An 11,379-nucleotide genomic window follows, 5' to 3' on the forward strand; every position below is an offset into this window, starting at 1 on the left:
AAAAAGGTGGAATATCCATGGCGATCAATTATCGCAAGTGCCCAGCGTGTGACTCAACGAATGTCATTCCGATTGTATACGGTGAACCCGATTCTTATTTAGCCCTGGAAGCCGATGAAACAAAAGTCTTATTGGGCGGCTGCGTAATCATGCCAAATTCACCCGAATATCATTGCCGCAATTGTGAAAAAGAGTGGACCCGTGAAGAATCAATCACTCATGCTTATGAACAAATTGAACGGTTGGAAATGAAAATTGGTAGTTTTTCTGAAGGACATACGAATATGATGATCGATTTCGTGAAACAAACAGTGGTGTTGAGCCGTAGTTATATAGAAGAAGACTCAGTTCAAAGAACATTAACAAATGACGAAATAAAAAGCATTCGTTTTAGGTTACGGCTTGTCGATATTCTAAATTGGAGAAGACAGTACACCGACTCCCGAATTTTGGATGGTCAGCAGTGGAAAATAACTTTGTATAGAAGTCGAAATCGTCGAAGTATAAAGCGGGCTGGTGACAACCGATATCCGGAGCAATGGGAAGATTTTTGTGAGTTAATGAGTGACATAACAGGGAAAGAATTTAATTATTCGTCAAATGGAGGAGGAAAATATGATTGAAAAAGACGATCGGCCTAAATTAGATATACCGAAAACGGCATCAGAAAAGCTTTGGGACATTATTGGCTATACAGCTTTTATAGGCTCGTTGGTTTTCCTTGGATTTGTGTGGGGGGAGTTGCCAGACGAAGTGCCAGCACATTATAACTCCAGTGGAGAAGTCGACCGTTGGGGATCTAAGTTCGAGTTATTCATTTTACCGGGAATTGGCCTTTTCATTTTGTTACTGATGCAGTTGTTCGAACGCCATCCAGAGACACATAATTATCCTCAACGAATCAATGAAAAGAATGCACGTGAATTTTATATAAATAGCCGTAAAATGATTAATCTGATCAAAAATCTATGTTTAGTAATATTTTCATTGATTTTAATTGAATCGGTATCTATTGCGATGGAGTGGACAGGAGGATCGGGGCCATGGTTGTTTATTTTATTGACTGTTAGTGCGATTGTTCCGATTATTATTGGTATGTTGAAACAACGAAAAATTCGATAACATTGAAAATAATTTAGAAGATGATGGATACCGAGTGATCAACGGCTGGAAGCAAACATTCGATGTCTGCGAAAGATAATTCGATGGCTAGGGAACGGAATTCGATGTCTGCGCAAGCTAATTCGACGGCTTGCTGCGATAATTCGATGGCTAGAGAAGGGAATTCGACGGCTGCAAGTGAAAATTCGATGTCTTTCCAGTGAAATTCAACGGCTAGGTTTAAAATTTCATAAAAAAAGTCACCTGAGTGGAATCCTTCAATCCCAAATCCCATTTAGGGCACGAGCCCCTTTTCGGCAGTACAAGGTGACGAAGCTTCCCTCAATGCATAGGATGATGTAAGCCTAGCAATTGAGGAGATGATTATATGAACCACTCAAACTTTGGTGGACCTTATCCACACCCAGATGACGAAAGGCAATGGGGAAACTTATTACAAGGACTTTTCGGTTTTGGAAATTGGGGGAATCAACCACCATTTGGACCACCCGGACAGGGAGGTAGACCACCAGGCCCACCATTCGGACCGCCTAGTGGAGGACCAGGAAGACCGCCATTTGGGCCGCCGCCAGGTCAAGGAGGAGATGGACCACCAAGCTCACCGCCACCATCATTTACACCGACCCAGCAACAGGTGAGTGTATATGCTGTAGATCCTGGTGGCATAAGAGGATGCCTTTACCGTTATACGTATGTTTGGTTGAATAACCGTCAACAGTTCTGGTATTATCCAACATTTGTCGGCAGAAATTCCATTGCCGGCTATCGCTGGATGGGCTTTTATTGGGCCTATTTCGGTATCGATTTAAAACGAATCGATTCTTTCCAATGTTTCTAAAAGAATAGAAGGAAGCCACATACAATGTGGTTTCCTTTTTTAATGTATTTCTTTTAATCTACATAAATTCAGAAAATAATGTATGTTAAAATAATAGTTAAGAAAACTAGAGGAGCTAACCACTATGTATGAATTAAAGACAAAAGAAAATGATCACAGTGTCATCGAGTTTATTGAAAATGTAGAGAGCGATAAGAAGAGAGAGGATGCTTATCGTTTGCTCGACCTTTTTACGGAAACATCAGGTTATGAGGCGAAAATGTGGGGAACAAGTATTATCGGATTCGGATTCTATCATTATAAATACGATACAGGTCATGAAGGAGATGCCCCGTTGGTTGGTTTTTCACCAAGAAAAGCTCGGTTCTCCATATATTTAGCAACAGGCGATACGGAGAGAGAAGAATTGCTTGGAAAGCTGGGAAAGCACAAGGCGGGCAAGGGTTGTATATATGTGAATAAGCTGCAAGATATTAATACCGATATACTTAAACAATTAATTAATCAATCGATTGATTTTTTGAAGAAGCGTTATGAATAGATACTGTTGGAACGGTCATACAAAAATATAGTAATAGATAAAGATAGCGTACGAGCTTGATAGATGGAGGAATCATTCGTGGATGTGTTAACACGCGCCTATTTTGTCAACTTAGAATCTGATGAATGGGATTTACAGTATGAGGCATATCAAAGAATCTTAGAAATGACGAAGCAAGAAGTAGATTGGGCCTATGAAGTATGGGATGACATTGTACAAAATCTTTCAAATCGAGATGCTCATATACGTTCGCGCTGTGCTCAGCTATTGGCACACTTAGCAATCAGCGACCCGCAAAAAAGAATCCTTGATGATTTTTCACTGCTGTGGAAGGTGACAACGAGAGACCCAAAATTCATTACGAAAAGACATAGCTTGCAATCCATCTGGCGAGTCGGTTTAGCCGGTCAAGAGCAAAAAGAGCTGTTGCTAGAGCACTTCATAAAATGGTTTAAGCATTGTCATCAAGAGAAGAATTGTACATTAATCCGTTCAGATCTGTTGCAAGGATTACGAAACCTTCACGAACAACAATCTTGTGACGAGGTGAAGAAAATTGCTCTGGAGTTAATTGAAATCGAACCACAAGAGGAATATAGAGAAAAATATAAACGAATATGGAAAGGTTATCAGTAGGGCTCTCGAGATCCAGTTCGAGACAACTGCAGATGAAAGCCCTCAAATTTAACATATGGTTATTTATGACACCAAACGTAACCCAATTGTCGCGCAAATAATGAGGAAAATAAAGAAGATTCGTTTATAGCTTTTGGACTCACCATAAAAAATCATCCCCATAATCGCCCCGCCTGTTGCACCAATACCTGTCCAAACTGCATAAGACGTACCCATCGGCAATGTTTTCATTGCAAGTCCCAGCAAGGAAAAACTAGCCGCAAAAGCAGCAGCGAGATAGAGCACCGAGCGTATATTCCTTTTTTGCTGGACGAGATTCATCATCATCACGCCGACCATTTCAAACAACCCACCGAAAATCAATGAGATCCATGCCATCGTTATTCAACCGCCTTTCCTTCTGCGTCTTCAACTAATTTGAGTCCAATAATGCCAATGAGCATCAATCCGATCAATAGCACTTTCGCTAAACTGAATGGCTCTCCAAAAATAATGAAATCCAAAAGTACAGTTCCCGCTGTTCCAATACCGACAAAAACGGCATAAACCGTTCCAATCGGTAAATTTCTACCAGCAAGGATCAATAAATAAAAGCTTCCAATCATTCCGATTACTGTCAATGACCACTCAATCATTGAATCGGCATACTTCAAACCGACGACCCACATAATCTCAAAGAAAGCCGCTATGAGTACTTTCAACCAATCTTTTCCCATTTTTAATACCACCTTTTTACCAACGAATACGAGATTGTTCATATTATTAAGAAGGAATTTCGCATAATAAAAAGCCCGAGATTGCTGAATTGATGGTTCAGCATCTCCCGGGCTTTTGTCCCTCCGTGTCACAGAAAAACTGTGTGTTTTCTCTCGGACCAGTCTGGAATTTCACCACGGAACCCTAGAAAACATTCTTATATGACTTTAGTTTACATGAACTAATCATTTTCATCAAACCATTACTTCTTTCCAAAGTAGAATAAACCGACGAATAAGCCAATGAGGCACATCACAATAGCAAATATGAGAAATGGCCATGGTCCGAATTGGAATATTAACGGGACAGATAATGCTGTCGCTAAACCACCACCTAGAAACGGTTCATAAACGAGCTGTTTATACCCAAATGCTTCAAATGCAGGTGATTCGTTATCAGGATCGGCCACACGCATAAGCAATAAACCAGTGGCTGTAACACCCATCGATTGACCGAGATCACCAATTCCACGCTCAAACCAATACGATGGAATGATTCGTGGAGCAAGAAACATAAACCCAAGAATGTTCCAAGCAATCCCTACGATAGCCAGTAGTAAAAATGGCACGAGATATTCCCCGATCACGTCAATGGATACGGTGGCGATCGCTGTTACAATTAAAATATCCAAAGCAAATCCTTGAATGCGGTTCATCATTTTCCGGTCGATGACTTCCGCTTGGTCCAATTTGTTGAAAAATACTTGTACGATAATGCCACCAATCATTGCTAATGGGAAAAGTGGAATATACGTCATGAACCCTGCATCAAACGTAATGGATTCAAGCCAAATCAATAGTTGCAATACTAAATAACCTACTAAAATAGCTAAACCAACAATGGCAAAATGGAAGGATAGCGGCTCAATCGATTCAGGACGTAATGTCATCTTAGCTGCAGGTTCACGATTCTCAAATTCCATAATACCTTTTTTACGTAATTCGCTAAATCCGTGAACATCATTAATGACTCTTGTTTTTTCTTTCCGAACCGCCCAGTTAATTAAAATAATTCCTGTAATGACACCTGCCAAAATACCAACTGTCGCTAATCCGATCGCTAAATCATAGCCTTCTGGGAAATTCATCTCTTCAAACGTATTCGCCATACCAGCGGCCGTTCCGTGACCACCTTCAAAAGCGACTTCGATTAATGCACCTGCAATAGGAGGCACACCAAATAGTGGCCCTAACACTAAGAGGACCAATATAATCCCGACAACATACTGTCCCCAACCAATCGTCCAACCAAAAGCGAGTTGAGGTCCACCGAAGTTCCAGACACGTTTTATACCAGGGATTACGGTGCCCAGAAACAATGTTGCAAAGACCACGTTAATCATTAAGCTAGGCAAGGCACTCCAAACTTCTAAAATATTTTCAGTCATGAGTCCATTTGTCCAAAAAGAATCTTGTCCAACAAAATTTCCGATGATTTTACCTAATACTTGAGGACCAAGGAATAATGCTAAAAACCCGCCGATGATGGACGAGGGAATAAATAACTTCTGTAACCATTCGACATGTACACGAACCCACTTACCAATCAATAAAAAGATAGCTAAATACAAGAACGCAAAACCTATCTGTTCGGGTGACATATCCAATACTCCCTTCATTGCTGATAATCTAACTTGTCTCTTCCCCGAAAATGTGCGAGTCAAACTGAATGCAGTTAAGGAGGGATTTATTGGTTAATGAGTGATCTGTATAATGGGATACAGTGGATAAACAGAAAAGCAGAGGAAAAGAACATTAAAAGAAGATAAATAAACGTTGAAGCCGAGCGAAAAATTTTGAATCGTATCACGTTATTGGATTCTATAGGACATTTTGCGATGATTTTACGTCCGTTCGAGGTTATAGAGAGCTTCTATAGGACGTTCCGAGAAGAAAACAGAGCCGTTCGAGGTTATAGAGAGCTTCTATAAGACATTTCACGAAGTTTTCATGGCCGCTCGAGGTCATAGAGGCCGTCTATAGGACATTTAGAATAGTATTCTCGTTCATTCGAGGTTATAGGGAGATTTTAGTAGAAAATGAATCGTTCAAAGTTTCAAAAAATCGATGATTACACTGCCATATTTCATCACAAGGATTTTTAATATGTTCTATGATAGAATGATGGGTGGAATGAGAAACTAACAGGAGGTCAATAAGTTGTCTAAACAGTTAAAAATGATTTGGTCGTTAATGATTCTAGCGGCTATCCTTGGGTTAGGTGCACAGCCTTTCGCTCATTTGATGAATGCGTTGGTTGAAGTAAGTCCATTGTTTTATCTATCTGTGTTTTCTGCAATCAGCGTCGTTTTGTTTTTAGCTGCTCTTGGCATTGGTTTTGCCTTTGTGTCATCAAAGAAAATTAAAGATATCCAATTCGGTGTCTTTTTTGGTTTTTCATTTTTAGTTGGAGGAATTACTTTATTCTGGATCGTATTTACGATGATTCATTGGACACAATAGCGTGTTTATAAATCATGTTAAAAAAGATTGAGTTTATCCATCAATACAGGTACGGTTGTAGATCAAACACATAGCCTACATACAGATAAATTAGATAACCCATTACGATGAATAAAGCGATTAAGCCAAATTGATTCATCGATGTAGGCTTCTCTTTTATTGCTTTGATGGTAGAAGGAATCGGCAATAATGTAGCGGCAATACTTGATAGTGTTCGTTCAATACTTATCACTAAAAAAGAGATTCTTAACTCATCCTCGTGTGCCATTTCATTGGGGATTCTTTCATAAGGTCCCCAAACAATTTCGCCTATACCATTTTTAACAGCTACTTCACGATCGCTGACTATGTAATCATAAATATAGGGATAAAATTGATGGGCTACCCAAATTTCATAAATGAAGGCACAAATAAGCAAGTAACTTACGATCAGTAACCAATTTTGTTTGTATTTTTCTAGCAACGAAATCACTCCAACCGTATATACCTATTCCATTTAAACTGTTGTGATTCCTGCAACAGGAACAGATTTTTCTAAAATATGTATAATCAGGTTGGAGATCTTAAATTCACCAAGTTGTCATTTACAATCAAAAATTCTATGATATAATCATTTGTGGAAATAACAAACGGGGCCATAGTTCAGCGGGAGAATGCTTCGCTGGCAGCGAAGAGGTCGAGGGTTCGAATCCCTCTGGCTCCATCTATAAATATGGTGATCAGACTATCGTTTATTGAAAAGCGATAGTCTTTTTTTTATTTTGTATATGGGAAATGATGTAACTAATGGGCTGAAAATGAAGACATAGTTATTCATAAAGCTTATGAATAGATACAGCCTCAGCAATCATGCATCGCAATAAAACATATGACATTTGTCATATAAAATTCCTGACGTTCATGACTAGTCCGAAGAATCGTTTTTTTATAAGATGAATGAACTGAAAACTTTTCTTTGGAGGAAGTTATGGCAAATAAAAAATTAGCTCAACTTAAAAAACACATTAAACCATTTGAAAACCCTGATACGAAAGCAAGTGTATGGCAGCTGGTCAATACACTGCCACCGTTCTTCTTACTTTGGTATTTAGCTTATGAAGCCATTTCAGTTTCTTTGATTTTATCCATCGCCCTATCTATTTTAGCTGGGGGATTTGTGGTAAGGGTATTCATTATTTTTCATGATTGCTGTCATGGATCATTCTTTAAAAACCGCAAACTGAACCATTTTGTTGGAACAGTTACAGGAATTCTGACAATGTTCCCTTACGAAAAGTGGAAAAGAGAGCATTCCATCCATCACGCCACGAGCAGTAACTTAGATAAGCGTGGAACCGGTGACGTTTGGATTATGACTGTGGAAGAGTATAAAAAGGCATCAAAGCTAGAGAGACTTCAATATCGATTATATAGAAATCCGTTTATTATGTTCGTTTTAGGACCACTCTATTTATTTTTGATAACCAATCGAATGAATCGAAAAGATGCACGGAGAAAAGAACGTCGAAATACGTATTTGACGAATGTTTCAATCATCGGAATAACAGCATTATTAATTTGGGCAATTGGCTGGTCGAGCTTTTTGATCGTGCAATTACCGATTATGTTCGTTGCTGGATCACTTGGCATTTGGTTGTTTTATGTACAGCACCAATTTGAAGATTCTTATTTCGAAGATGAAGCGGATTGGGACTATGTGAAGGCAGCAATCGATGGAAGTTCTTATTATAAACTTCCGCGTGTTCTTCAGTGGATTACGGGTAATATCGGTTATCACCATGTTCACCACTTAAGTCCGAAAGTGCCGAATTACAATCTAGAACAAGTGCATGAGTCGACACCACCTTTACAGCAGGCAACAACGATTACGGTAGGATCTAGTTTAAAGTCAATCCGATTTAGGCTTTATGATGAAGAAAGTAAGACCTTCGTTCACTTTAAAGAAATTAAAGAACGACTCCATGCATCTGATCGGCTATCTGCAGAAAATTAAATACAATAAAAAGAAAATCATTCATGTCGTGAATGATTTTCTTTTTCTTTATAATAGGTGATACTATATGAAAGAGATGAAGAAAGGGAATTTTCTGATGCAAAATTGGTTCAATTTATTTCCGAAAAACATTAGTTTAAGTATATATGTATGGGTGATTATGAGTTTGTTGCCCTTTTATTTCATTTTTCGGTCGAATACACAATGGGAAATACTGCTCGGCATAGCTTTAATCGTTATTTTCTTCGGTGCTTATCGGCTGTCATTCCTATCGATCGGCGGATTATTGTATGTCTGTGTGTCGATTATGATGCTGATCAGTGTCGGGATGTCTTTGTTTTATGGATATGTATATTTTTCACTGTTCATTGCTTTTTTCATCGGAAATGCCAAACATAAAGGTGGTTTTATATCACTTTATGTTGTCCATTTAGTCTTGACCGTTCTAGCTTCTGCTTTGAGTTATTTTACACAGAAAGAGTTGTTCTTTTCTCAATGGCCATTTTTAATACTGACAATTCTTGGAGTCATCTTGTTGCCAATCAATACATACAACCGCAGAAAAAGACAAAATCTTGAGGCTCAATTATCGGATGCAAATAAAAAAATATCCCAATTACTGGTTTATGAGGAACGTCAGCGAATTGCTCGTGATTTGCATGATACGTTAGGTCAAAAGCTGTCTTTAATTGGTTTGAAAAGCGACTTGGCAGGACGGCTGATTAATAAAGATAACAATAAGGCAAAAGGTGAAATCGACGATATTAACCAAACTGCAAGAACGGCATTAAATGAAGTGAGGGAAATGCTAGCCGGCATGAGAATCTCGAAGTTCTCTGAGGAGATCAAGCATGTGAAGCAGCTGTTAGAAGCGGCTACTATTGGGGTGGACATTCAAGGAGACAAGGAACTGAAATATGTGCCTTCTTTAGTGGAAGACGTCATGAGCATGAGTCTAAAAGAAGCCGTGACGAATATTGTGAAACATAGTCAAGCTACCGAGTGCAAAATAGCTACGACTGAGTCGGAACATGAAACTGTTTTACGGATTGAAGATAATGGAGTCGGTATAGGGTCTAAAGAACATTCACCGACCGGCCATGGACTAGATGGCATGAAGGAACGACTGGAATTTGTGAATGGAGAGCTTGAGATTAAAAGCAGCGACCGTGGAACTACATTAATTGTCACTGTACCGAATGTCATGCAACAGTTGAAGCAGGAGGGATAAAATGATTCGAATCGTGTTGGCGGAGGATCAAGGAATGTTACTTGGCGCGTTAGGCTCATTGCTCGACCTTGAAGAAGATATGGAAGTGGTCGGGAAATCAAGAAACGGAGAAGAGGCCGTACGATTAGTCAGTGAGCTTCAACCGGACATTTGCATCATGGACATTGAAATGCCGATTAAAAACGGCTTGGATGCAGCAGAAGAAATGAAAGATGAGAAGTGCGAAGTCATCATATTGACGACGTTTGCGCGTGCCGGATATTTCGAGAGAGCTCGTCAGGCAAAGGTTAGTGGTTATTTACTAAAAGACAGTCCGAGTGAAGAGTTAGCCAGCTCTATCCGTAAGATATTAGATGGACGTAAAGTATATGCGCCAGAATTAATCGATCTGGCTTATGAAGAAGAAAATCCTTTAACAGATCGTGAGAATGAAGTTCTTCAATTGATCGCTGAAGGGAAAAGTACAAAGCAAATTTCGAAGGAACTCTATTTAACGAACGGAACTGTACGTAATTATATCTCTGTGATTTTTGATAAACTGGAGGTGTCGAATCGGATTGAAGCTGTTTCAAAGGTGAAGGATAAGGGGTGGATGCAGTGAGTCTCTTTACAAGCACACATCTACATAAAGACTTTGTTTTGTGCGTCAATTTATTATCCTTTAAACTAATGGAAGAGTAAGTTATTTAGGAGGGGATCACATGATTACTCATCTACAAGATACTGTTACATTGAACAATGGCGTAAAGATGCCAGGTTTCGGGCTTGGTGTGTATAAAGTTGAAGATGGTGATACCGTCATTCACGCTGTTTCGTCTGCACTGAATAATGGTTATCGTCATATTGATACCGCAACCATTTATGATAATGAGAAAGGTGTCGGACAAGCAGTCAAAGAATCTGGAATTCCACGCGAAGAAATTTTCATCACATCGAAAGTGTGGAATGACGATCAAGGATATGAAAGCACGTTGAAAGCTTTCGAGGAAACGCTTGAGAAATTGGACACAAATTATTTGGACTTATACTTGATTCACTGGCCGGTCAGCGGCAAGTACAAAGATACGTATCGAGCCCTTGAAAAGCTTTATGAAGAAGGAAAAGTCCGTGCAATCGGGGTCAGCAATTTCCATGTTCATCATTTGGAGGATTTGATGAACGATTGTACGATTACACCAATGGTCGATCAAGTGGAGTTTCACCCACATTTAACACAAAACGATTTACGGAAGTTTTGTCAGGACAATAACATTCAGTTTGAAGCTTGGTCACCATTGAAAAAAGGTCGCTTATTTGAGGATCCAACATTAATGGAAATTGCTGAGACACATGGAAAGACGGTTGCTCAAGTGATGCTCCGTTGGGATATTCAGCATGGTGTTGTGACGATTCCGAAATCAATACGCGAAAAACGGATTATTGAGAACGCCGATATTTTCGACTTTGCATTAAGTGAAGAAGAAATGAAGCGGATTGATGGCATGAATAAAGACGAGCGAACAGGCTCTAATCCGGATACATTTTAATATAGAAAAGCTCTAGATGACTGTTCAGCCGGTCATCTAGAGCTTTTTTATAAGGGGAATGTAAAAATATTTTTCAACCCTCCACAAGGTGGCGAGCCGCCCGATGAAGCGCTGGAACCGCTCGACAAAACGTTCGAGCCGCCCGATGAAACGTTGGAACCGCCCGATGAAGCGCTGGAACCGCCCGACAAAGCGTTCGAGCCGCCCGATGAAGCGCTGGAACCGCCCGACAAACCGTTCGAGCCACCCGATGAAGCGTTCCAACCGCCCGACA

General features: G+C 39.7%; 16 protein-coding genes, 1 tRNA gene and 1 riboswitch. Of the genes, 11 read left to right on the plus strand and 6 right to left on the minus strand.

What is annotated here, in order from left to right:
- The first annotated feature begins 17 nt into the window (after positions 1–17).
- On the plus strand, positions 18–623 hold the full coding sequence (locus FPQ10_RS06410) for a hypothetical protein (protein ID WP_144162038.1): 606 nt from the start codon (positions 18–20) through the stop codon (positions 621–623).
- The gene (locus FPQ10_RS06415; RefSeq protein WP_144162041.1) at positions 616–1,122 is read left to right on the plus strand and encodes a DUF1648 domain-containing protein; all 507 of its coding nucleotides are present in this window, start codon (positions 616–618) and stop codon (positions 1,120–1,122) included. The genes FPQ10_RS06410 and FPQ10_RS06415 overlap by 8 nt, the downstream gene beginning before the upstream one ends.
- 13 nt (positions 1,123–1,135) lie before the next feature.
- Here the strand turns inward: FPQ10_RS06415 and FPQ10_RS06420 are convergent, their stop codons facing one another.
- Positions 1,136–1,396, minus strand: a complete 261-nt coding sequence (locus FPQ10_RS06420) for a hypothetical protein (protein WP_144162044.1) — start codon at positions 1,394–1,396, stop codon at positions 1,136–1,138.
- A 93-nt stretch (positions 1,397–1,489) separates the two neighbouring features.
- On the opposite strand from FPQ10_RS06420, the gene FPQ10_RS06425 reads away from it, so the two are divergent.
- The 3 genes from FPQ10_RS06425 (at position 1,490) to FPQ10_RS06435 (ending at position 3,137) form a co-directional block, all read left to right on the plus strand.
- Positions 1,490–1,960, plus strand: coding sequence for a hypothetical protein (locus FPQ10_RS06425; RefSeq protein ID WP_144162049.1), 471 nt, complete (start codon positions 1,490–1,492; stop codon positions 1,958–1,960).
- A 124-nt stretch (positions 1,961–2,084) separates the two neighbouring features.
- A complete protein-coding gene (locus FPQ10_RS06430) occupies positions 2,085–2,501 on the plus strand; it encodes a DUF1801 domain-containing protein (RefSeq protein WP_144162052.1) in 417 nt (138 codons plus the stop codon).
- Positions 2,502–2,579: 78 nt separating this feature from the next.
- Entirely contained in the window at positions 2,580–3,137 is a 558-nt protein-coding gene (locus FPQ10_RS06435; protein ID WP_186278584.1) for a hypothetical protein, read from the plus strand.
- Between the two features lie 63 nt (positions 3,138–3,200).
- Here the strand turns inward: FPQ10_RS06435 and FPQ10_RS06440 are convergent, their stop codons facing one another.
- The 3 genes from FPQ10_RS06440 to FPQ10_RS06450 all read right to left on the minus strand — a co-directional run bounded on the left by FPQ10_RS06440 (position 3,201) and on the right by FPQ10_RS06450 (position 5,493).
- Positions 3,201–3,515 (minus strand): DMT family transporter, encoded by a 315-nt coding sequence (locus FPQ10_RS06440; RefSeq protein WP_144162058.1) that lies wholly within the window; start codon positions 3,513–3,515, stop codon positions 3,201–3,203.
- Between the two features lie 2 nt (positions 3,516–3,517).
- Positions 3,518–3,853, minus strand: coding sequence for a DMT family transporter (locus FPQ10_RS06445; protein ID WP_144162061.1), 336 nt, complete (start codon positions 3,851–3,853; stop codon positions 3,518–3,520).
- Between the two features lie 102 nt (positions 3,854–3,955).
- Positions 3,956–4,052: riboswitch (guanidine-I (ykkC/yxkD leader) on the minus strand.
- Between the two features lie 43 nt (positions 4,053–4,095).
- Positions 4,096–5,493 carry a sodium/glutamate symporter gene (locus tag FPQ10_RS06450; RefSeq protein ID WP_144162064.1) on the minus strand — a complete coding sequence of 466 codons (1,398 nt, stop codon included), beginning with the start codon at positions 5,491–5,493 and terminating at the stop codon, positions 4,096–4,098.
- Positions 5,494–6,052: 559 nt separating this feature from the next.
- Here FPQ10_RS06450 and FPQ10_RS06455 point away from each other — a divergent pair.
- Complete coding sequence (locus tag FPQ10_RS06455) at positions 6,053–6,355, plus strand: hypothetical protein (protein ID WP_144162067.1); 303 nt, start codon at positions 6,053–6,055, stop codon at positions 6,353–6,355.
- 40 nt (positions 6,356–6,395) lie between these two features.
- Here FPQ10_RS06455 and FPQ10_RS06460 read toward each other — a convergent pair whose 3' ends face one another.
- On the minus strand, positions 6,396–6,818 hold the full coding sequence (locus FPQ10_RS06460; RefSeq protein ID WP_144162070.1) for a hypothetical protein: 423 nt from the start codon (positions 6,816–6,818) through the stop codon (positions 6,396–6,398).
- A gap of 168 nt (positions 6,819–6,986) precedes the next feature.
- Between FPQ10_RS06460 and FPQ10_RS06465 the strand changes: the two genes are divergently transcribed.
- From FPQ10_RS06465 to FPQ10_RS06485, 5 genes are all read left to right on the plus strand, one after another.
- Positions 6,987–7,058: transfer RNA gene (locus FPQ10_RS06465), tRNA-Ala, on the plus strand.
- Positions 7,059–7,322: 264 nt separating this feature from the next.
- On the plus strand, positions 7,323–8,348 hold the full coding sequence (gene desA, locus FPQ10_RS06470) for a Delta(5) desaturase DesA (protein ID WP_144162073.1): 1,026 nt from the start codon (positions 7,323–7,325) through the stop codon (positions 8,346–8,348).
- Positions 8,349–8,415: 67 nt separating this feature from the next.
- Complete coding sequence (locus FPQ10_RS06475; protein WP_311379189.1) at positions 8,416–9,579, plus strand: sensor histidine kinase; 1,164 nt, start codon at positions 8,416–8,418, stop codon at positions 9,577–9,579.
- Between the two features lies 1 nt (position 9,580).
- On the plus strand, positions 9,581–10,180 hold the full coding sequence (locus tag FPQ10_RS06480; protein WP_144162076.1) for a response regulator transcription factor: 600 nt from the start codon (positions 9,581–9,583) through the stop codon (positions 10,178–10,180).
- Positions 10,181–10,280: 100 nt separating this feature from the next.
- On the plus strand, positions 10,281–11,105 hold the full coding sequence (locus FPQ10_RS06485; RefSeq protein ID WP_144162079.1) for an aldo/keto reductase: 825 nt from the start codon (positions 10,281–10,283) through the stop codon (positions 11,103–11,105).
- A 36-nt stretch (positions 11,106–11,141) separates the two neighbouring features.
- On the opposite strand, the gene FPQ10_RS06490 is transcribed toward FPQ10_RS06485, so the two are convergent.
- Positions 11,142–11,379 (minus strand): hypothetical protein (locus tag FPQ10_RS06490; RefSeq protein ID WP_222103056.1); only part of this gene is annotated, 238 nt, incomplete at its 5' end.

It is taken from the genome of Allobacillus sp. SKP2-8, from assembly GCF_007559355.1.
In the GTDB taxonomy this organism is placed as follows: domain Bacteria; phylum Bacillota; class Bacilli; order Bacillales; family Alkalibacillaceae; genus Allobacillus; species Allobacillus halotolerans.

Excerpts from the sequence above, each read along its gene's own strand:
- FPQ10_RS06480 (WP_144162076.1), top strand. The coding sequence starts at position 9,581 with ATGATTCGAATCGTGTTGGCGGAGGATCAAGGAATGTTACTTGGCGCG.
- FPQ10_RS06445 (WP_144162061.1), bottom strand. The coding sequence starts at position 3,853 with ATGGGAAAAGATTGGTTGAAAGTACTCATAGCGGCTTTCTTTGAGATT.
- FPQ10_RS06440 (WP_144162058.1), bottom strand. The coding sequence starts at position 3,515 with ATGGCATGGATCTCATTGATTTTCGGTGGGTTGTTTGAAATGGTCGGC.
- FPQ10_RS06415 (WP_144162041.1), top strand. The coding sequence starts at position 616 with ATGATTGAAAAAGACGATCGGCCTAAATTAGATATACCGAAAACGGCA.
- FPQ10_RS06425 (WP_144162049.1), top strand. The coding sequence starts at position 1,490 with ATGAACCACTCAAACTTTGGTGGACCTTATCCACACCCAGATGACGAA.
- desA (WP_144162073.1), top strand. The coding sequence starts at position 7,323 with ATGGCAAATAAAAAATTAGCTCAACTTAAAAAACACATTAAACCATTT.
- FPQ10_RS06485 (WP_144162079.1), top strand. The coding sequence starts at position 10,281 with ATGATTACTCATCTACAAGATACTGTTACATTGAACAATGGCGTAAAG.
- FPQ10_RS06475 (WP_311379189.1), top strand. The coding sequence starts at position 8,416 with ATGAAAGAGATGAAGAAAGGGAATTTTCTGATGCAAAATTGGTTCAAT.
- FPQ10_RS06410 (WP_144162038.1), top strand. The coding sequence starts at position 18 with ATGGCGATCAATTATCGCAAGTGCCCAGCGTGTGACTCAACGAATGTC.
- FPQ10_RS06430 (WP_144162052.1), top strand. The coding sequence starts at position 2,085 with ATGTATGAATTAAAGACAAAAGAAAATGATCACAGTGTCATCGAGTTT.
- FPQ10_RS06450 (WP_144162064.1), bottom strand. The coding sequence starts at position 5,493 with ATGTCACCCGAACAGATAGGTTTTGCGTTCTTGTATTTAGCTATCTTT.
- FPQ10_RS06420 (WP_144162044.1), bottom strand. The coding sequence starts at position 1,396 with ATGGGATTTGGGATTGAAGGATTCCACTCAGGTGACTTTTTTTATGAA.